Origin of the sequence: Pseudomonas sp. RW10S2 (genome assembly GCF_014268985.1) — a bacterium.
GTDB lineage: Bacteria > Pseudomonadota > Gammaproteobacteria > Pseudomonadales > Pseudomonadaceae > Aquipseudomonas > Aquipseudomonas wayambapalatensis.
On record NZ_JABWRO010000105.1, the window covers coordinates 1 to 21112 of the forward strand.

16 protein-coding genes and 1 pseudogene are annotated in these 21112 nt (G+C 62.9%); 10 read left to right on the forward strand and 7 right to left on the reverse strand.

Going from position 1 to position 21112, the window contains the following annotated elements; genetic code table 11:
- The 5 genes and pseudogenes from HU729_RS19950 to HU729_RS19970 form a co-directional block, all read left to right on the forward strand.
- A partial coding sequence (locus HU729_RS19950) for an AraC family transcriptional regulator (protein WP_186711332.1) occupies nt 1–162 on the forward strand: 162 nt, incomplete at its 5' end.
- A gap of 49 nt (nt 163–211) precedes the next feature.
- A complete protein-coding gene (locus tag HU729_RS19955; RefSeq protein WP_186664576.1) occupies nt 212–550 on the forward strand; it encodes a VOC family protein in 339 nt (112 codons plus the stop codon).
- 516 nt (nt 551–1066) lie between these two features.
- Nucleotides 1067–2059: a hypothetical protein gene (locus tag HU729_RS19960; RefSeq protein WP_186711333.1), complete on the forward strand. Its 993-nt coding sequence runs from the start codon at nt 1067–1069 to the stop codon at nt 2057–2059.
- Nucleotides 2060–2436: 377 nt separating this feature from the next.
- Nucleotides 2437–4023: an ABC-F family ATPase gene (locus HU729_RS19965; protein ID WP_186664569.1), complete on the forward strand. Its 1587-nt coding sequence runs from the start codon at nt 2437–2439 to the stop codon at nt 4021–4023.
- A gap of 263 nt (nt 4024–4286) precedes the next feature.
- Nucleotides 4287–5113 (forward strand): annotated as a pseudogene (locus tag HU729_RS19970) (UDP-N-acetylglucosamine 2-epimerase); the annotation flags it as partial.
- On the opposite strand, the gene HU729_RS19975 reads toward HU729_RS19970, so the two are convergent.
- Both HU729_RS19975 and HU729_RS19980 read right to left on the reverse strand, forming a co-directional pair.
- Entirely contained in the window at nt 5111–6409 is a 1299-nt protein-coding gene (locus HU729_RS19975) for an ATP-binding protein (RefSeq protein WP_186711334.1), read from the reverse strand. The pseudogene HU729_RS19970 and the gene HU729_RS19975 sit on opposite strands and share 3 nt — an antisense overlap.
- 6 nt (nt 6410–6415) lie before the next feature.
- Nucleotides 6416–7117: a response regulator transcription factor gene (locus HU729_RS19980; protein ID WP_186664565.1), complete on the reverse strand. Its 702-nt coding sequence runs from the start codon at nt 7115–7117 to the stop codon at nt 6416–6418.
- 260 nt (nt 7118–7377) lie between these two features.
- Between HU729_RS19980 and HU729_RS19985 the strand changes: the two genes are divergently transcribed.
- The 5 genes from HU729_RS19985 to mobA all read left to right on the forward strand — a co-directional run bounded on the left by HU729_RS19985 (nt 7378) and on the right by mobA (nt 14446).
- Nucleotides 7378–8547 (forward strand): efflux RND transporter periplasmic adaptor subunit, encoded by a 1170-nt coding sequence (locus tag HU729_RS19985; protein WP_186711335.1) that lies wholly within the window; start codon nt 7378–7380, stop codon nt 8545–8547.
- A gap of 11 nt (nt 8548–8558) precedes the next feature.
- Nucleotides 8559–11684, forward strand: coding sequence for an efflux RND transporter permease subunit (locus HU729_RS19990; protein WP_186711336.1), 3126 nt, complete (start codon nt 8559–8561; stop codon nt 11682–11684).
- A gap of 126 nt (nt 11685–11810) precedes the next feature.
- Entirely contained in the window at nt 11811–13226 is a 1416-nt protein-coding gene (locus HU729_RS19995; RefSeq protein WP_186711337.1) for an AAA family ATPase, read from the forward strand.
- Nucleotide 13227: 1 nt separating this feature from the next.
- Nucleotides 13228–13869, forward strand: a complete 642-nt coding sequence (ptuB, locus tag HU729_RS20000) for a retron Ec78 anti-phage system effector HNH endonuclease PtuB (RefSeq protein ID WP_186711338.1) — start codon at nt 13228–13230, stop codon at nt 13867–13869.
- Between the two features lie 4 nt (nt 13870–13873).
- Nucleotides 13874–14446, forward strand: coding sequence for a molybdenum cofactor guanylyltransferase MobA (mobA, locus tag HU729_RS20005; RefSeq protein WP_186711339.1), 573 nt, complete (start codon nt 13874–13876; stop codon nt 14444–14446).
- A gap of 87 nt (nt 14447–14533) precedes the next feature.
- Here the strand turns inward: mobA and HU729_RS20010 are convergent, their stop codons facing one another.
- The 5 genes from HU729_RS20010 to peaA all read right to left on the reverse strand — a co-directional run bounded on the left by HU729_RS20010 (nt 14534) and on the right by peaA (nt 20866).
- Nucleotides 14534–16216 carry an AMP-binding protein gene (locus tag HU729_RS20010; RefSeq protein WP_186711340.1) on the reverse strand — a complete coding sequence of 561 codons (1683 nt, stop codon included), beginning with the start codon at nt 16214–16216 and terminating at the stop codon, nt 14534–14536.
- Between the two features lie 120 nt (nt 16217–16336).
- Nucleotides 16337–17464 (reverse strand): quinohemoprotein amine dehydrogenase subunit beta, encoded by a 1128-nt coding sequence (peaD, locus tag HU729_RS20015; protein WP_186664556.1) that lies wholly within the window; start codon nt 17462–17464, stop codon nt 16337–16339.
- Nucleotides 17465–17496: 32 nt separating this feature from the next.
- On the reverse strand, nt 17497–17820 hold the full coding sequence (qhpC, locus tag HU729_RS20020; RefSeq protein WP_054891339.1) for a quinohemoprotein amine dehydrogenase subunit gamma: 324 nt from the start codon (nt 17818–17820) through the stop codon (nt 17497–17499).
- A gap of 1 nt (nt 17821) precedes the next feature.
- Complete coding sequence (peaB, locus tag HU729_RS20025) at nt 17822–19252, reverse strand: quinohemoprotein amine dehydrogenase maturation protein (protein WP_186711341.1); 1431 nt, start codon at nt 19250–19252, stop codon at nt 17822–17824.
- A 48-nt stretch (nt 19253–19300) separates the two neighbouring features.
- Nucleotides 19301–20866, reverse strand: coding sequence for a quinohemoprotein amine dehydrogenase subunit alpha (gene peaA, locus HU729_RS20030; protein WP_186711342.1), 1566 nt, complete (start codon nt 20864–20866; stop codon nt 19301–19303).
- Nucleotides 20867–21112 lie beyond the last annotated feature (246 nt).

Here is a 21112-nt window from a genome sequence, read left to right on the forward strand (position 1 = left end):
TCGGCAGCCGCCTTCAGCGTCGGCTATGAGAGCCCCTCGCAGTTCAGCCGCGAGTTCAAGCGTTTCTTCGGGCGTACGCCACAAGCCGAAATCGACTGGATGAAGGCGACCTACGCACTGCCCGCCCCCTCTGGCTCACCCCTCTACGTTTCCTCCCATTGAGCAAGGCGCTATCATCGGCCAATCCCTGCCCCGCCATTCGGAGAACACCATGCCGCTGAGCCCCCTGTTGCGTTGCCATGACCTGCAGAAAACGCGGGAGCATTACCGCGATACCTTGGGTTTCGAAGTTGCTGATTCGCAGCAAACGACGCTGACCGTGCACCTCGACGACAACCGGATCGTGTTCACCGAGCAAGACCTGTGGGGCCATTCACCGCAATGCACGGGCACGTTCTATTTCGTGATCGCCGATGTCGATGGGTATTTCGAACGCGTGCGCGATAAAGCCGAGATCGCATGGCCACTTCAGAACATGCCCTACGGCTCGCGAGAGTTCGGCGTGCGTGACTGCAATGGCTACTTCCTGGCGTTCACCCAGGCGCGCTGAGGTCTGGACGGCCTCTTGCCTCTTCTGATCGGGAGGCCTGCCGACCGTTGTCAATCAACTACACATGAAACAACGCACCTCCAATAATGCGACGCACTTCACAATAGTAAAACCGATAGTTCCGCGACATTAAGCTGCGCCAATTCCAAATAACAAACTCATGATGTAGCGCCATTAACGCTGCTCAAGCCTTCGCAGCTTGGTCAGTTCGCGTTCAACTCACTGGATGACGCTTGATGGGCCTGTGCCCCATCGATGCAACCAATAATGATGTTCAGACCGCACTTCCGTTCGCAGCCCTGTTCGGCCGCCTCGACATCCAGGCCGAACGGGTACAACGCGGCGCCGACCCGCTGCACAGGGACGTCAGGGGCAGTACGGCGATGATGATCAGCCAATCCCAGGGTAACGATGCGACGGTTGCAGCTTTGAGGGCAATCGCAGGTCATTGGAGGCTAAAGATTTCTTACCAGGCGGCGATATAGCTGGCGATATACCACCATAAAGGATGATGCCGTGAAGGTTCGCAACGCCGCTGCCGGAGCATGCGCTCTACTGGCGCTGGCCGGATGCTCGGAAAGCCAGCTCGACTACCGAAACGCCGAGGTCAACAACGGCCTGATCTACGCAGGCTCGGAAAACAAGCCCTTCACCGGGCTGGTCACCAACGTTCCGGAAAACTTCATGCGGGCCAACAATGGCTACATGGACACGCTGTTCAACCTCAACCAGACCCTCAAGAGCCTGAGGTCCGACCGCAACATGTACATGGGCCGTAACTTCGTGTGCGACGCCCAGGTCGAAAAAGGCTTCATCTCCGGTGATGTCTCCTGCTACCAGGCCAAGTCGCGGACACTGCGCTACACCGCGCAGTACAAGGACGGCAACATGGACGGCGCCCTGCAGATCTACGCCATCGATGGCCAGACCCGCCTGGCGAAGGCGGCGTTCAGCCAGGACCTGATCGATGGCAAGGTCGAGTTCTGGAGCCCGAATACCGGCAAGCTGGTCTACCTGCGCACGGCCCGCAACGGCAAGTCCGACGGGGTGCAGGAGAACTACGACGAGAACAGCGGCCAGACGACCTACAAGGCCAAGGCCAGCAACGGCCAGCTGATCGGGACTGTCGAGCGATTTTCCGCGCAGGGCAAGCGCGTTTCAGAGGTTCCCTACGACAACGGCACACCCCATGGCGTTGCCCATGAATGGGACGCCAACACTGGCAACATGACCAAGCTGATCACCTTCGATCACGGGGTCTGGACCGGTGAATACCAGGAGTGGGCGGCGGACGGATCGCTGACTGCCCATCGGGTCTACGCCCGCAACGTGATGATGGAAGACAAGCTGGCGCCCGCCCAGGACGCAATCGCCGATACCGACGTCGACAAATGCGTTGCCGGACTGGTCGAAGCGTTTCGTGCTGAAAACGGCGAGGAAGCATTGATCCGGCATGACCAGATCGCCGAATGGGAGTCGGACTGCGGCAAGGCGCCCTGGATGGAGTGATCGTCACTGCAGGCGCCCTCTCGCAGGTTCCGGGATGGCGCCCGCCCTCCTCGCACGGGCAGGCTATTTGTCCGGCGTACTGCAAAGTGGCTGTGGATCAATCAACCAGGTGATACAATCCGCGCCCTCGAATCAGCGCATGAAGCGCTGAGCCTCCGTGAACGTCGCAGTACGCCCCGCGCAAGCCTGATACCGGGATAGCTCCCACTGGCCCCGGCACCTGGATGTCGCCCGCTACACCACGCGAATGGACTGCCGCTCCTCCTTGGCCTTGGGTGAGCGGGAAAAGCTGCCGCCTCGCGTCAAGCCACTCCGCAAGGGTTCAGGCGTGACGAAAGGCCATTCATACACCTCTGGAACTCCCGCAGGACAAGTACTTGATTTCTACAGCCAATATCACGATGCAGTTCGGCTCCAAGCCGCTCTTCGAGAACGTCTCGGTCAAATTCAACAACGGCAACCGCTATGGCCTGATCGGGGCCAACGGCTGCGGCAAGTCGACCTTCATGAAAATCCTCGGCGGCGACCTGGAGCCGTCCGCCGGCCAGGTGATGCTCGAGCCCAACACCCGCCTGGGCAAGCTGCGTCAGGACCAGTTCGCCTACGAGCAGTTCAGCGTCATCGACACGGTGATCATGGGCCACGGCCAACTGTGGAAGGTCAAGGCCGAGCGCGACCGCATCTACTCGCTGCCGGAAATGACCGAAGAAGACGGCATGGCCGTCGCCGAGCTTGAAACCGAATTCGCCGAGATGGACGGCTACACCGCCGAATCGCGCGCCGGCGAGCTGCTGCTGGGCCTGGGCATTCCGCTGGAGCAGCACTTCGGGCCGATGAGCGAAGTAGCGCCGGGTTGGAAGCTGCGTGTGCTGCTGGCGCAGGCACTGTTCTCCGATCCGGACGTGCTGCTGCTGGACGAACCAACCAACCACCTGGACATCAACACCATTCGCTGGCTGGAAAACATTCTCACGGCGCGTAACAGCACCATGGTGATCATTTCCCACGACCGTCACTTCCTCAACAGCGTCTGCACCCACATGGCCGACCTGGACTATGGTGAGCTGCGCCTGTTCCCGGGCAACTATGACGAGTACATGACCGCCGCCACCCAGGCGCGCGAGCAGCTGCTGTCGGACAACGCCAAGAAGAAAGCCCAGATCGCCGAACTGCAGACCTTCGTCAGCCGCTTCTCGGCCAACGCCTCCAAGGCCAAGCAAGCCACCTCGCGTGCCAAGCAGATCGACAAGATCCAGCTGGCCGAGGTCAAGCCCTCGAGCCGGGTCAGCCCGTTCATCCGCTTCGAACAGACCAAGAAGCTGCACCGCCAGGCCGTGGTCGTGGAAAAGATGGCCAAGGCCTTCGACGACAAGGTGCTGTTCAAGAACTTCGACATCACCATCGAAGCTGGCGAGCGCGTAGCGATCATCGGCCCCAACGGCATCGGCAAGACCACCTTGCTGCGCACGCTGGTAGGCGAAATGCAGCCCGATGCTGGCTCGGTCAAGTGGACCGACAGCGCCGAGGTGGGCTACTACGCCCAGGACCACGCCCATGATTTCGAAGACGATGTCACGCTGTTCGACTGGATGGGCCAGTGGACCAGCGGCGAACAGGTGATTCGTGGCACCCTGGGGCGCATGCTGTTCTCCAACGACGAGATCCTCAAGTCGGTGAAGGTCATCTCCGGCGGTGAACAGGGCCGCATGCTGTTCGGCAAGCTGACCCTGCAAAAGCCCAACGTGCTGGTGATGGACGAACCGACCAACCACCTGGACATGGAGTCGATCGAAGCACTGAACCTGGCGCTGGAGAACTACCCGGGCACGCTGCTGTTCGTCAGCCACGACCGTGAGTTCGTCTCGTCGCTGGCCACGCGGATCATCGAGCTGTCGGCCGATGGCGTGGTCGACTTCAGCGGCACCTATGACGACTACCTGCGTAGCCAGGGTGTCGTGGTCTAAGCCAGACCGCCTTCATCGACACTGCGCCGCCTTTTTCGCGGGCAAGCCTGCTATCACCCCGGTGGTAGCAGGCTTGCCCGCGATGCGTTGGGCGTGCCGCAAAGCGCTTGAACCCCCGCAATACATGGCCTTCGCGATAGCCACCGGCCACTACCCGGCGAATTGGACAACCTCGCCATCCCCTGCTTGTATCTACCCTCTACGTTCTACACGCAGACGTGAATCGTACAACTTCGTACAGGGAATAGGACGAGGACGCGACGATGGCTCACACCGTCATGATGGTATTCGGCACCTGCCCCGAAGCAATCAAGATAGCACCCCTGGCACGGGTGCTGCGCGAATGGCCGGAGATCGACCTGCACATCTGCTCCACCGGTCAACACCGGGAAATGCTCGAGCAAGTGCTGACCGCCTTCGGTCTGTCGGTCGATCAGGACCTGAAGGTAATGACCCAGAACCAGACCCTCAATGGTCTGTCACGTGACCTGCTGGGCAGCCTCGACAACGCCTACGAACAGGTCCAGCCTGAGATCGTGCTGGTGCATGGCGATACCACCACCAGTTTCATCGCCGGCCTGGCCGCGCTCCATCGCCGTATCCCCATCGGTCATGTCGAAGCCGGCCTGCGCACCGGCAACCTTCAGCAACCCTGGCCAGAAGAAGCCAACCGGCGCCTGACCGGCGTGCTCGCCGACCTGCATAGCGCATGATCCTCATCACCGGCCATCGCCGGGCAAACTTCGGCGCCGGCTTCGAGCGTATCAGCCTGGCACTCGCCGAACTGGCCCTGCGCTATCCGGACCTACAGTTCGTCTACCCGGTACACCTCAACCCGCAGGTGCAGAAATCGGTATACGGCGTGTTGTCCGGGCGGGACAACATTCACCTGGTCGCACCGCGGGACTACCAGCACTTCGTCTGGTTGATGGCCCGCGCACACCTGATCCTCACCGACTCAGGAGGGGTGCAGGAAGAAGCCCCGGCGCTCGGCAAGCCCGTGCTGGTACTGCGCAAGGTGACCGAGCGACCGTCGGTGCTCGAAGGCGGTACGGGCAAGCTGGTCGGCACCCAGACCGAACGTATCCTAGCCTGCCGGCAGGCGGATCCTGAACTGCGCGCCCCCCAGCGAAGACTGCGCAACCGTCAAGGTTCCACCCTGCCCCTCGATGGCCCTGCGGCTGATCGCCAACCCCAGCCCAAATCCCCCGGTGCTGCGGTCCCGACTGCGATCCAGGCGATAGAATGGCTGGAAGATTCGCTCACGCTCCTCAGGCGGTATGCCAATCCCGTCATCCTCGACCGTCAGCAGGCAAGCACCGTCCGCTTCCAGCTTCAATCGCAGCAGCAAGCTCTCGTCGCAGTAGCGCATGGCATTGCGCACCAGGTTCTGTACCGCCCGCGCGGTCAGTCGAGGATCGAGCACGAAACGTGGCAGCTTGTCGTCGGCACGCACCTCCCATCTGATCCCGCGACCATCGAGTTCTTCGGCAAAGCTGCCCAGCACACTGTCGACCAGCTCCAGCAACGACACCTCGACCCGCTCGCGGACCTGGTCGGCGTTCTCCAGACGGCTGTACGACAGCAGCTCAAGCACCAGCTCGTCCAGCTCACGCACATGCCCCACCAGCTCCAGCAAGCGCTTGCGGCTGGCCGGCGGCACTTCGTCGAACAGCAGCACCAGGCCGAAATCCAGGCGGGTCAACGGTGTGCGCAGCTCATGCGAGACCGCGTTGAGCAGCTCGCGCTGCTGGTTGACCTGGCGCTCCAGGTCTCCGGCCATGGTGTCGAACACCCCGGCCAGCTCGCCGATGTTCGAGCGCGGCGAGATCTGCGTACGCTCCGCCATCTCCCCGCGCCCCAGGCGCCGCGCGGTTTCCTTGAGCCGTTCCAGGTCGCGCCAGTGCGGCCAGACCCACAGCAGCAAGCAACCCAGCATGGCGGCACCGATCAGTACCGTGACGCCCCACGACAACACGTTGATGTCGAGCGGATCCGGCGGCGAGTGCAGGCGCACCAGCCAGTCCTTGTCCAGCGGCGCCAGCACGGTTTCGTAATAACCCCAGTCGGCGATGCGCACCGCATACAGCCCGTGCTCCAGCCGCGCACGCTCCTGCGGCGCAAGGTCGGCGGCGTCCATGCGCAGCAGTTGCACCTGCAAGGGCGCGAAGGCCGCGGCCAGGTCCTGCTCCACCGATGGCCATTGCTTACGCGGCGCCTGGTGAAACTGACGGACGATCAAAGATTGCACGCCCTTGGCCTGGTCAAGGTTGTAGGCCATGAAGCGTTCGTGAAACGCACCGACGATAGCGTCGGGAATCAGCAGCAAGGCACCGGCATAGGCGACGATGATCACCAGGTACAGGCGCACCAGGATCTTGAGCATGGCGCGTCAGTACTCCCACTCGACCCGGCTGAACAGATACCCCTTGCCCCACACGGTCTTGATCTTGCGGGCTTCGCCGGCGTTGTCGTCAAACTTGCGCCGCAGCTTGGAGATGGCTACGTCTACTGAACGGTCGGTACCGTTGAACTCGATGCCGCGCAATTGCTGGAGGATGCGGTCGCGGCTGAGCACTTCGCCGGCATTGCGGGCCAGCACGACCAGCAGGTTGTATTCGCCACTGGACAGCTCGACCTCGCTGCCGCGCCAATTCACGCTGCGTTCGGCCAGGTTGATGCACAGGCCGCCGACCTGGATCAGCTCGCTGTCCAGGCGCGGTTCATTGACACTGCTGCGGCGCAGCAAGGTGCGTACCCGGGCCAGCAGTACGCGGGGCTCGCAGGGCTTGGTCACGTAGTCATCGGCCCCCATTTCCAGGCCCAACACTTGATCGTGACTGTCGTCACGGGCCGTCAGCATCAGGATCGGCAGGCTTTGCGACTCCTGGCGCAGCAAGCGACAAACCTGCAGGCCATCCAGGCCGGGCAGCATCAGGTCGAGCACCACCAGGTCGGGGCGCTGGCGACGAAACTCGTCGAGCACATGATCGCCACGGGCGATGACCCGGACATGGAAATCGTTGCGTTGCAGGTAGCTGGCAATCAGTTCGGACAGCGCGCTGTCGTCTTCGACCAGAAGGATGTTTGGCATGTGGGTCGTCATGAACAGATAGGCTTGAGACCTTACCGCCGTCATTGCCGGACAAGCCCGCGCCTACAGAGGCTGCGACTACCTGTGGAAGCGGGCTTGTCCGGCGATGGGGCCAGTGCAGTCAGTTGCTCGCAGGATATAGAATCCTACGCTCCACACGGCACGAGCCTTACACTTTTTCACACACGGCGTACACAGCTTAACAGCCCATGCGCGAGCGCCTGCCTTAGCATAGCGGCGATCCTATCCGGAAGATCCGTATGTCCATTCCCTTCTCCAAGTGCCCTTGGGCGATTCTCGCCTTGCTCACACTGGCCCTGACCGGCTGCAACGACGCCCCCGAACAGGACGCGCAAGCACCCTCCCCCCAGGTGCGGGTCGAAACCGTGCAGTTGCAGGCCCTGGCCATCAGTACCGAACTCAGCGGGCGTATTCTCGCGCCACGCACCGCTGAAGTCCGCGCCCGGGTTGCCGGCGTGGTGCTCAAGCGGGTGTACCGCGAAGGCAGCGACGTCAAACAGGGCGATGTGCTGTTTCTCATCGACCCGGCGCCGTTCAAGGCCGACCATGACAGCGCCCGCGCCGCGCTGGCCAAGGCCGAAGCTACCTTGTACCAGGCGCGCCTGCAGGAGCAGCGCTATCGCGAACTGGTCGACGACAAGGCCGTGAGCCGTCAGGAATATGACAATGCCCGCGCCGCCTTCCTCCAGGCGGACGCTCAGGTGGCCGAGGCCAGCGCCGCGCTCGAACGCGCGCGGCTCAACCTGGGCTATGCCACGGTCACTGCACCGATCTCCGGACGGATTGGCCGTGCGCTGGTCACCGAAGGGGCGCTGGTCGGACAGAGCGAAACCACCGCGTTGGCCGTCATCCAGCAACTGGACCCGATCCACGCCGACGTGACCCAGTCGACCCGCGACCTCAACGCCCTGCGCCGCGCCATGCGCGCAGGCGAGCTGCAGCAGGTCGGCCAGGACCAGGCCCGCGCCACCCTGATCCAGGACGACGGCAGTGCCTATCCGCTGCCGGGCAAGTTGCTGTTTTCCGATATCAGCGTCGATCCAAGCACCAACCAGATCACCCTGCGCAGCGAATTCCCCAACCCCGATCTCGATCTGTTGCCCGGCAGCTACGTGCGTGTGCGCCTCGAGCAGGCCCTGCAGCCCAAGGGCATCAGCGTGCCACAGCGGGCGATCCTGCGTGACAGCGCAGGCGTGCCCAAGGTGCTGGTGGTCGATGCCCAACAGCGCATCGAAGAACGCCAGGTGGTGCTGGGCAATGCCCAGGGCGACCGCTGGATCGTCAGCGAAGGCCTGGCCCCCGGCGAACAGGTGGTGGTCGAAGGGCTGCAGCACGTCAAGGCCGGCGACCAGGTCCGGGTCGATACCGGCAAGGCGGCCACCCCCATCGTCCAGCGCAACGGCCAGTGAGGGCCTGATCCATGCCGCAATTCTTCATCGATCGCCCGATCTTCGCCTGGGTGGTCGCGTTGTTCATCCTGCTCGCCGGCGCCCTGGCCATTCCGCAATTGCCTGTGGCCCAGTACCCCAATGTCGCGCCACCGCAGGTCGAGGTGTACGCCGTCTACCCAGGTGCCTCGGCGCAGACCATGGACGAAAGCGTGGTCAGCGTGATCGAGCAGGAGCTCAATGGTGCAGACAACCTGCTGTACTTCGAATCCCAGAGCAGTCTGGGCAGCGCGACCATCACCGCCACCTTCGAGCCGGGCACCGTCCCTGACCTGGCCCAGGTCGATGTGCAGAACCGCCTCAAGGTAGTCGAGTCGCGCCTGCCGCGGCCCGTCACCCAGCAGGGCCTGCAGGTGGAGAAGGTCTCCACCGGCTTCCTGCTGCTGGGCACCCTCACCTCCGAGGACGGCAGCTATGACGAGATCGCCCTGAGCGACCTGCTGGCGCGCAACGTGATGAACGAGATCCGTCGCCTCAAAGGCGTCGGCAAGGCACAGCTGTATGGTTCGGAGCGGGCCATGCGCATCTGGATCGACCCGGCGAAGCTGGTCGGCTTCAAGCTCACGCCCCAGGACGTCGCCGACGCCATCGCCGCGCAGAACGCCCAGGTTGCGCCAGGCAGCATCGGTGACCTGCCCGCCCGTGCGACCCAGGAAATCACCGCCAACGTGGTGGTCAAGGGCCAACTGAGCACCCCAGAGGAGTTCGCGGCCATCGTGCTGCGGGCCAACCCGGATGGCTCGGTGGTCACCGTGGGCGATGTGGCGCGGGTCGAGATCGGTGCCCAGGAATACCAGTACGGCACGCGCCTGAACGGCAAGCCCACCAGCGCCTTCAGCGTCAAGCTGTCGCCGGGGGCCAACGCCATGGAGACCGCGACCCTGGTTCGCCAGAAGATGGATGAGCTGGCGCGCTACTTCCCGGCCGGGGTGAAGTACGACATCCCCTACGACACCTCGCCATTCGTCAAGGTCTCGATCCAACAGGTCATCAGCACGCTGTTCGAAGCCATGCTGCTGGTGTTTGCAGTGATGTTCGTGTTCCTGCAGAACATCCGCTACACACTGATCCCCACGCTGGTGGTTCCGGTGGCGCTGATGGGCACCTTCGCGGTGATGCTGGCGTTGGGTTTCTCGGTCAACGTGCTGACCCTGTTCGGTATGGTGCTGGCCATCGGCATCCTGGTGGACGACGCCATCGTGGTGGTGGAGAACGTCGAGCGGATCATGGCCGAGGAAGGCCTCTCGCCGAAGGCGGCTACGCGCAAGGCCATGGGCCAGATCAGCGGTGCGATTGTCGGCATCACGCTGGTGCTGGTGGCGGTATTCCTGCCAATGGCCTTCATGAAAGGCTCGGTGGGCGTGATCTATCAGCAGTTCTCGTTATCGATGGCAGTGTCGATCCTGTTCTCGGCGTTCCTTGCCCTGAGCCTCACCCCGGCACTGTGCGCCACCCTGCTCAAGCCAGTGGCCAAGGGCGAGCATCACGCACGCAAGGGCTTCTTCGGCTGGTTCAACCGCCGCTTCGAGGGCATGAGCAATGGCTACCAGCGCTGGGTCGCCCACGCCCTGGCACGCAGTGGGCGCTACCTGGTGCTCTACGGGCTGCTGGTGGCGGTGCTGGCCTATGGCTTCAGCCAGTTGCCGAGTGCCTTCCTGCCGACCGAGGACCAGGGCTACACCATCACCGACATCCAGCTCCCGCCGGGCGCCAGCCGCATGCGCACCGAGCAGGTGGCGGCGCAGATCGAGGCGCACAACGCCGCAGAGCCCGGCGTGGGCAACACCACGCTGATTCTCGGCTTCAGCTTCTCAGGCAGTGGGCAGAACGCCGCGCTGGCGTTCACCACGCTGAAGGACTGGTCCGAGCGCGGCGCCGACGACAGTGCGCAATCGATCGCCGACCGCGCCACGATGGCCTTCTCCGAGCTCAAGGATGCCGTGGCCTATGCCGTGCTGCCGCCACCAGTCGACGGATTGGGCGAGTCCACAGGTTTCGAGTTCCGTCTGCAGGATCGCGGCGGCCTGGGTCATGCCGGGTTGATGGCAGCCCGTGACGAACTGCTGGCCAACGCACGCACGAGCAAGGTGCTGGCCAACGTGCGCGAGGCATCGTTGGCCGAAAGCCCGCAGGTACAACTGGAAATCGACCGACGCCAGGCCAACGCCCTGGGGGTCTCCTTTGCCGACATCGGCGCCGTGCTCAACACCGCGGTAGGCTCGAACTACGTCAACGACTTCCCCAACCTGGGGCGCATGCAGCGCGTCGTGGTGCAGGCCGAGGGCGATCAGCGCAGCCAGGTCGAGGACCTGTTGAAGATCCACGTGCGCAACAGCAGCGGCAAGATGGTGCCACTGGGGGCGTTCGTCCAGGCCCGCTGGCTCAGCGGCCCGGTGCAACTGACCCGCTATAACGGCTACCCGGCAGTGTCGATTTCCGGGGAACCGGCAAGCGGCTACAGCTCCGGCGAGGCGATGGCGGAAATCCAGCGCCTGGTCGACCGACTGCCAGCCGGCAGCGCACTGGAGTGGACCGGCCTGTCGTTGCAGGAACGTCTCTCGGGTAGCCAGGCGCCCTTGCTGCTGGCCCTGTCGCTGCTGGTGGTGTTCCTGTGCCTGGCAGCGCTCTACGAGAGTTGGTCGATCCCTACTGCGGTGTTGCTGGTGGTGCCGCTGGGTGTGCTTGGTGCCGTGCTCGCGGTAACCCTGCGCGGCATGCCCAACGACGTGTTCTTCAAGGTCGGCCTGATCACCTTGATTGGCTTGTCGGCAAAGAACGCGATCCTGATCATCGAATTCGCCAAGAGCCTGGTGGATCAGGGCGTCGATGCGGCGGATGCGGCGATGCAGGCCGCACGCCTGCGCCTGCGCCCGATCGTCATGACATCGTTGGCGTTCATCCTCGGCGTCGTGCCGCTGGCCATTGCCCGCGGCGCAAGCTCAGCCAGCCAGCAGGCCATCGGCACCGGGGTGATCGGCGGGATGCTCAGCGCGACGCTGGCGGTGGTGTTCGTACCGGTGTTCTTCGTGGTGGTGATGCGGTTGGCCTGCCGCAGGCGCAAGCAAGCCTCCCGTGACAGTGTCGAAGCTGTCGACTGATCTCAGGAGCTGCCTCTAGTAGGTAGCTCTACAGCCGCTCGAACAGTTAAACTGTTTGAATTTTCGCGCTTCCCCACCTATTTAGACGATGAGGCTGGAAGTCCCTGAACTCAGTGGAGTCCCCCTGTGAAGCTCTCCTACCTAACGCTGCGCGACTACCGCTGCTTCGAATCCCTCACGATCGACTTCCACCCTCAGGTCACCGTGCTGGTCGCCCCCAATGGCGCGGGCAAGACTTCGGTACTCGATGCTATCGCGGTAGCCTACGGCCCATTCGTTGGCGCATTCGATGAAGCGGTGGGAGCGCACTTCGAGCCGAGTGACATTCGTCGCTCGAGAACGCGTAAAACGGCCTCCAATGAAATGGAGTTCGCCGCTCGCGGCGTCAGAATGGAAGCGCATGGGAATATCCCTGAAAGCATCGCAGACCAGTTGGACCCTGGCTCGGAAAGCGTTTGGCGTAGGAAACTGACCAGTCCGATCAAGGCCAAGACCACGATCAAGGACGCGAGGGAATTGATCGATTACGGCAAACGCCTTCAAGAAGCAGTCCGAACACCAGGCAACGATATTCTGCTGCCACTGATCGCCTACTATGGGACCGGTCGCCTATGGCAGCAGAAGAACAAAAAACCCGTCCCCAAGCCCATTCAGCGCACGTCACGCACTGTGGGCTATACCGATTGCCTGGACCCCGCCTCCAGCTACAAGTCCTTCGTGGACTGGTTCCGCTATTGGAGCGTGAGCGCCAAGGAACATATGTATGAAGCGCTGGCTAGCGGCAAGAAACCCGATAACTCCGAGTTCGCTCATTACATTGCGTCAGTCGCCAGCGCAGTCGATACCTGCCTCGCCCCCGCTGGCTGGTCCGGAATTCAGTACTCGCTGGCGATGCAGGCACTTGTTTGCGATCACCCTGAATTCGGTCAGCTTCCTGTGGAAATGCTCAGCGACGGTATCCGTAACATGATTGGCATGGTTGCGGACATCGCCTTCCGTGCAACCAAACTCAACGGTCAACTGGGCGCGCTGGCAGCTCAACAAACCCCTGGCATCGTACTGATCGACGAGGTGGACATGCACCTTCACCCCGAATGGCAGCAGGCAGTCATCCCTTCGTTAAAGAAGGCCTTCCCAGCGCTCCAATTCATCGTCACCACCCACAGCCCGCAGGTCCTGAGCACGGTCGATCGTGAGTCGGTGCGCATCCTGCGCACCGATCAGGATCCCGAGTCGGGCGATATGCGCACCCATGTCAGCACACCTCAATGGCAGACCCTCGGGGTAGCCAGTACCGATCTGCTCGCCCGCATTATGGATGTCAATCCAGTCCCTGATGTCCCAGAGGCCGGGTGGGTGAATCAGTACCAGGCTCTGATACAGCAGAATCTTCATGAACAAGCAGAAGGGCGACGGCTGAGAAACCAGCTTGAACATCACTTCGGCTTGGACCATCCCCTGATACGCGAATGCGACCGCATCATTCGCCTGCAACGTATCAAGCAAAAGCTGCCCCGCGGCCAAAATACTGGGGATCTTTGAGATGCGGTACCTAGTTCGTGACCCGCTCGCACCGCTTGGATTGCACCGCTATCGACATGGTCGAGATACATGGTCAGCGGATTCACCCAACGCTAGAGAGCGCGAGAATATCTGGGTAAAACTCGATGCAATGCAGGGCACGCGTTGCGCTTACTGCGAAGCCTCTATCGCGTCCTTGGATCGACACATCGAGCATTTCCAGCAACGTAACCGCCACCCCCAAGGTACCTTTGACTGGCACAACCTCTTCGGCTCTTGCAACCGGCGCACCAGTTGCGGGAAGCACAAGGACAACTGCGGTCACTACACGCCCAACGACCTGATCAAACCGGACAACGAAAATCCGGAAAACCTGCTGGTATTCACGCCCAATGGTGCGGTGATGCCGCGCGCCAACCTCGATGCGGTACAGCAGCGCCGGGCAGAAGAAACCATCCGCATTTTGAATCTCAATGGTGCATTGAGCCAAATACGCAGGGCCGAGGTGTTTGGCTATCTTCAAATAGCGGAGGAGATTGCGCAGTTGGCCCAAGACTTCTCCGAAGACGAATGGTTGCCAATTTTGCAGGAAGAACTGCAACGTACGGCTAACCTCCCATTCTCCACGGCCATCAAGCATGTGCTGACACCCCAGCACGAGTGATGCGATGCCTACCTCAACTCCCCCCTGCTCAATCCTCATCCTCGCCGGTGGCCGTGGCCAGCGCATGGGCGGTCGCGACAAGGGCCTGGTGCCATGGCGCGGCGAACCGCTGATCGCGCACATCCATCGGGTGGTGCGGGGGCTGAGCGACGACCTGGTGATTTCCTGCAACCGCAATCAAGCGGCGTATGCGGCATACGCCGACCAGTGTGTGGGCGATGCCGAGGTGGATTATCCCGGGCCACTGGCCGGCGTCATTGCCGGGCTGAAGGTGGCCAGCCATGAGTGGGTGGTGGTGTTGGCCTGCGACGCACCGTTGATCGACCGGGCCTTGATCGATGCATTGCGCGGGTTGGCTGCCCGCCATGACAGCGCTGCAATGGTGCGCCAGGGGGGGTATTGGCAACCGATGTTCTGTGTACTGCCCCGGCAAGTGTTGCCCGTGCTGGAGCGGGCGTGGCAGCAAGGTGAGCGGAGTTTGCAGAAAGCGCTGTTGCTGAAGCCGATTCAGGGGTTGGAGTGTGCCATCGACGATGGGCGATTGAGCAATTTCAACAGCCCGGAATGGTTGCAGTGACGGCACAGGCCACATCGCGGGGCAAGCCCGCTGCCACAGGCACAGCGTGAGCACTTGTCCCGCGATAGGACCATCGGCCGCCACCAGTCAACCGGCTGATACCCCACCCAGTTCCTCGACACTGATCTCGCGCATCCGAAACTTCTGCACCTTGCCCGTCACCGTCATCGGAAACTCATCGACGAAGCGAAAATGCCGAGGCACCTTGAAGTGCGCGATGCGCGACTTCGCCCATTCGCGCAACTCCTCGGCACTGGCGCTGTGCCCTGGATGCAGTCGCACCCAGGCGACGAGCTCCTCGCCGTACTTGCTGCACGGAATGCCGATCACCTGCACATCGGCCACCGCCGGGTGGGTGAAGAAGAACTCCTCCAGCTCACGTGGATAGATGTTCTCGCCACCGCGAATGATCATGTCCTTGCTGCGCCCGACGATACGCACGTAACCCTGCTCATCCATGACCGCCAGGTCGCCGGTACGCATCCAGCCTTCGGCGTCGATGCTCTCGGCCGTGGCCGTCGGGTTGTTCCAGTAGCCGAGCATGACGCTGTAGCCCCGGGTGCACAGCTCACCGATCTCGCCGCGCGGCAGGGTATTGCCATCGGCGTCGATGACCTTGCTCTCCAGGCGGGGTTGGGTGCGGCCCACGCTGGTCACACGGACCTCAAGGTCGTCCTGCGGGCCGGTCTGCAACGACACCGGGCTGGTCTCGGTCATGCCATAGGCGATCTGTATCTCGGCCATGTGCATTTCGTCGATCACCCTTCGCATCACCTCGATCGGGCAGGTGGCACCGGCCATGATCCCGGTGCGCAGGCTGGAAAGGTCGAATTCGTTGCGGCGCGGGTGGTCCAGCTCGGCAATGAACATGGTCGGCACGCCATACAGCGCGGTGGCGCGCTCCTCGGCCACGGCTTGCAGGGTGAGCAAGGGATCGAAGGCATCGTTGGGGTAGATCAGCGTGCTGCCGTGGGTCATGCAGCCGAGGTTGGCCATGACCATGCCGAAGCAATGGTAGAGCGGCACCGGCACCACCAGGCGGTCATGCTCGGTCAGGCGCAGGCTCTCGCCGACCATGTAGCCGTTGTTGAGGATATTGTGGTGGCTGAGCGTCGCGCCCTTGGGGAAGCCGGTGGTGCCGGAGGTGTACTGGATATTGATCGCCTCGCTCGGGCGCAGGCTCGCCTGGCGGCGGCCAAGGGCCTCGGCACTGACTTCAGCGGCGCGAGCCTGCAGGTCACACCAGGCAAGAAAGCCTGGCGCAGGCTTTACCGCCAGGCTGATCACCCCGCGCAGCTCAGGCAGGCGCTCGCAGTGCACTGCCCCGGGCTTGCTGGCAGGCAAGCCGGGCACCAGGTCACGGAGCATGGCGTGATAGTCGCTGGTCTTGAACGCATCGGCGCAGATCACCCAGCGGCAGCCGGACTGGCTCAGGGCATAGTCGAGCTCACTGCTGCGATAGGCCGGGTTGATATTGACCAGGATCGCACCGATCTTGGCACTGGCGAACTGGGTGATGCACCACTCGGCGCAGTTGGGGGCCCAGATGCCCAGGCGATCGCCCGCTTGCACGCCGAGCGCCATCAGCGCGCGGGCGTGCTGGTCGACGGCATCGGCCAACTGGCGCCAGGTGTAGCGCCGTTGCTGGTGACGCACCACAAGAGCCTCGCGGTCGGGGAAGCGGGCGACGGTGGCATCGAAGGCGTCGCCGATGCAGTGGTCGAGCAAGGGCTTGCTGCAGTCGCCCTGGGAGTAGCTTGGCTGGGGCATGGCGTTCTCTTGTTGTTCTTGTGTTGTCTGGACTGGCCTCTTCGCGGGCAAGCCCGCTCCTACTGAGGTCGCGTGGAGCCTTGTGGGAGCGGGCCTGCCCGCGAAAAAGCCACCACCGAACTATCGGACAAACACCTGCGGCGTGGTGGTGGACATGTCACCCCCTGGCAGCTTGATGTTCTTCACCTTCTCCAGCGTATTCGGATCGAACACCGCCAGGTCGTTGAAGGTCCCGCCCAGGTAGAGCTTGTCGCCAGCCTTGTCGAAGGTCACGCAGTAGTAGGTATGGTCCAGGTTCGCCGCCTTGACCAGCTTGCGCTGCTTGATGTCGTAGCGGGCCAGGCGGTTGAGCACACCGTAGATCTGGTTCGGATCCTTGGGCGAGCGCAGCCCGGTGAAGTACAGCTCGGTCAGGTCGGCAAACTCCTGGGTGTGGGTCTTGCCGGTCTTGAGGTCCACGCTCAGGTAGCCGTACAGCAGCTCGGCGGTTGCCGGGTCCTGTTTCTCATCCTTGAACTTGGCGATGGTGTACAGCATCGAGAACTCGTGGCGCGGGCTCTGGTGCGGCCAGAAGTACAGCACGTCCGGCGCGCTGTAGCCCTTGCGATTCCAGTTGCGCAGGGGCAGCGCCACTTCGTACTTGCCGGTCTTGACGTCCATCTTGTAGATATCCGGCCCGGCGACGAACAGGCTGCCATCGTCGGCGGCACGCATCAGGTAGACCTGGCGCGGCATGGGGAAGGTGCGCACCGGCTTGGCCCCTACCCCGTCAGCCGTGCTGAACACCTCAAGGCGTGGTGTTTTGACCACGTAGTGGTCGTTCAATCGCTGGGTTGGATTGACCGTGGCATAGACCTCCTTGCCGTCGGGGCTGATGGCGAAGGAATACATCGACTTGCCCACCTCGCCCGGCACGCTCGACAGGTTGGCGTGGAAGGTGGTCGTGCAGGTGTCCAGATCGATGCCATAGATATCGGCATAGTGATTGTTGAGGATGTAGGCCGTGCGGTTGTCCGGCGCCATCATCGCCGTGCCCGGGCCGAAGGCGTCCGGCAGGCGACAGCTCTTGAACAACGTGTCGCTGGCCACATCCACCACGTGCAGGTTGTTCGGGTAGTTGGTGGCGATCAGGTACTCATGGCCAGGCTTGAGTGCCGGCCCGGCGGCGCCGTCGGTGGCGTGCACGGCCAGTGTCGCGGCGCAGGTGGCGACGCTCAGCGCCAGTTGCGCGCAGAATCCAGGTTTCATGCGGTTTCCCCTTGTCGTTCTTGTCGGGCCGGTCACTTGTCTTTCGGGAATACGGTGCCGAGGTTGCGCCAATCGTCCTGCGAGTTGCTTGCCTGGGCGTTCCAGTCCTGGTAGGTGCTCATCATGTCGGGCACCTGGGCCGGCCACCAGCAAGGGTCGGAGCAGCCGTACAGGTCAGCCTCCATGGGCTGGCACAGCGAGCTGACGCCACCAAAGGCGTCCACTTCCCAGCCTGGGTCGGTGGTGGCGGTACAACCGGCCACCGCGCTCATGGCCATGACTTCTTCGACGCGGTCTTCGGCGGCAGCCTGTTCAAGAATGCGCGCCTTGTTGTTCAGGGGCTTCAAGTGCTTCATGTCAGTGCGCCTTGCGAGGAGTGATGTAGCGATCGATGAAGGCCGGGTTGGCGGCCATGATGCGGCTGTAGACCTCGATGCCGAAGTCGACCCAGTCGCGCATCAGTTCGCAGTAGTGGTAGGTCGGGTGCTGCGGGTCGCCGTAGCGCGCGTAGCTCTCGTGATAGCAGCCACCGGAGCACAGGTTGCGGATGCGACAACTGTCGCAACCGGTGCCGCTGCGGTCCAGGCGCTGGGACAGGAAATCGTTGAGTTCGACCTGCTTGACCGCCGTGTGCACGTTGCCGAAGGTCGGCAGGCTGGAGCCGGTGAAACGGTGGCACAGGTTCAACTCGCCCTCGTGATCGACCGCCAGCATCTTCAGGCCCGCACCGCATGGCAGCGCCTTCTTGTGCCCCTCGTGGATGTCGGTGATCAGTTGGTGCAGGTTGGAGAAACCGATGTTGCGGTGCTGCAACGCCGCCTCCAGGTACTGGCGACCCAGCGCCTTCATGTTGGCGAACACCTGCACCAGTTCTTCGCCGGTCAGGTTGAAGTCGGCCATGTCGCCCGATGTCACCGGGGCGAAGCCCACTTCGGCAAAGCCCAGCTCGTTGAACAAGTGGTTCCAGATGGTCTGGACATCGGTGATGCCGCGGGTAAGAGTCACCCTGGCGCCGACCGGGCGGCTGTCATAGCGCGACAGCAGCATGTCGGCCTTGCGCCGCACCACATCGTAGGTGCCCTGCCCGCCCACGGTGATGCGGTTGCGGTCGTGCACGGTCTTGGGCCCGTCGATGCTCACCGACAGCCCGAAGCGATGGGCATTGAGCCAGTCGACGATCTCTTCGGTGAGCAGCGTGGCATTGGTGGTCATGATGAACTCCACCTGCTTGCCGGCTTCCGCGAAACGCCGCTCGCAGTAGGCGACCATGTGCTCGATCAAGGGCCGGTTGGACAGCGGCTCGCCGCCGAAGAACACCACGCTGTAGCGGGTCTCGTCGGGTGACTCCTTGAGCAGCATCTCCACCGAAGCCTCGGCGGTGGCGGTGCTCATCTTGCGCCCTGCCGAAGGTTTGTCGAGGTCTTCCTTGTAGCAATAGGTGCAACTCAGGTTGCAGCCGGTATTGACGTTGAGCACCACCGTATTGAGCGCGGTGCGCTCGACCTGCTTGAGGGCGATTTCAGGGGTCAGCGGCGAACCGTCGCTGACCAGCTCCAGTGCGATCAACTCGCGCAGGGTGTCCTGGATATCGTCGCCCGCAAACTGCTGGCCAAGGCGCTGCATCAGCTCTTCGGCCGAGCAGCCTTGCTGGCGCAGGGTGTCGATGATGCCGCCGGTCACCGCGTCGGCGGTGAACAGCGAACTGCTGGGGATATGGAACAGCATGCGGTCGGCATCGACCTGCACTTCATGCAGGTTGCGTTCGACCAGATTCAGTAGTGCGCCCATGGTGATCTCCCGATAATCGATCCGTTGGAAAAACCGTGCCTGCTGCCCTTATGGCAGCGGCGGGTTGTTCCAGCGCTGGACGGTGACGATCATGTGGCCTTCACCCGTCTGCCCGCCGTCAGCCAGCGTGGCGATGACTTTCAGGTTGCCGGCGTTGTTGGTCATCATCTTGCGCGCCGGGTTCGGGCCGGCACCGCCGGGTACGAACACACCGTCGGCCTGCATCTGCCCGGCGAACTTCACGTCTTCGTCCTCGACGGCACGTTCGTTGAACGGCTCGACCTTCCAGGTGGCCGGCAGATAACCGATGCGCAACGGTTGGCCATTGGCGTCCTTGCCCCAGGCCTCGGCCTCGAAGCGCCCCTGGACCTTGGGTACCGAAGCGCCGTTCTCGCCGATGCGTGCAATGGAGAACGCCGGCACCACCTTGACCTCATCGACCTTGTCGTAGACCGCAAGATTCAAGCCCTTGAGCGTGCCCACCGTCACCTGGCGCTCGCCAGGTGCTGCATCGGCTGCGGCGTGGGCCTTGACCCGAACCAGGGTGGGGGTCTGCTCCAGAATCTCGGTCACCTGCACACCGGCACCCAGCTCAGGCTTGCCGGACAGGCCGCTGCCCACCAAGGTGATCTCGCGCTCGTCCCCGGCCTTGATGAAGGCCGGTTGTACCGCCAGCAGGCGCGCCTTGCCCTCCTTCGCTGCGGTGAAATCGAGGCCGCGCTCGTCGTGCTCGGCTTCGAACATGCGCCCTTTCATCTCGCCATCGAGGGCCGAGAAGACCTGGCGCATCGTGCTGTCGCCGACCTTCACGTTACCGCGCCACTCATAGCCGTTGTAGAGGATCGCCGAGCCGCTGCCGTTGAACGGCGTGCCGTCAGCGTACTGCCCCTTGACCTCGACCTTGAAGCTGTCGCCCTGGTCGGCACTGACCGTCATCACGCCCCGGACATCGCCTTTGGCGAGCATATGACCACTGAACGCCCACTGCCCCGGCAATGCGTCGGCCTTGGGCTTGGCCTTTTGCCACGCGCTCCAGGCGGGGCTTTCCAGCGGGAAGCGCTTGGCCAGGTCCGGCACCACTTGCTTGAGGGCGATTTCCAGCCAGTCGCGGTCGCGTGCCTGGGCCTGGTATTCGAGAGACGGCCACTGGCCGAGGTGGAAGTTGACCAGGTGTTCCCATTCCTGCGCTGGGCGCCGCTGCAATGCGACGCGAGCACCGGAGTGGCAGCGGCCGCAGGTTTCGGCCAATTGCGTATCGAAGTGTTCGACGGTATTGAGCCGGCGTTCCATGGCGTAGCGCACGCCATCAGTCTCGCTCGGCGCCAGGCCCTGCTTGTCGGCCAGGTACTTGACCAGGGTGCGGCGCTCGTCGTCGCTGATCTGCAGGCCATGCATCACCTGCATGCGGGCGATGCTCATCAGCCAGCCTTCGGGGGTCTTGCGCTGGTGGCTGATGCGGCTGTAGGCATCGTTGCCCTCTGGGATGTGGCACCCCATGCACTTGTTCTGCAAAATCGCCGGGCCCGGTTCGGCCGCCATGGCCTGGGCGCTCAGCAGGGCGGCGGCGACCAGCGCCAATGTGCCCGCCTGCTGCCGGAGTCGAGTCGTCTTCAAGATCAGACCTCCACGGTGTTGTTCTTATCGTTATCGCACGCTTGGATACCGCCGGTGCATGTGACAGTGGCAATACAGGAAGTGTGCCAGGTGTTTGAAAGTGGCGGTTTTTCAGTGACTTGAGCTGCTTTGAGCGCTTTATCCCAGTGAGTTGCGGCGGGTCGGAACGTCCCAATTCGCGACAGGTTGTTTCAGGTTGAGACAGCGGTATCGGTAGTGACCTTTTCGCGGGCAAGCCCGCTCCTA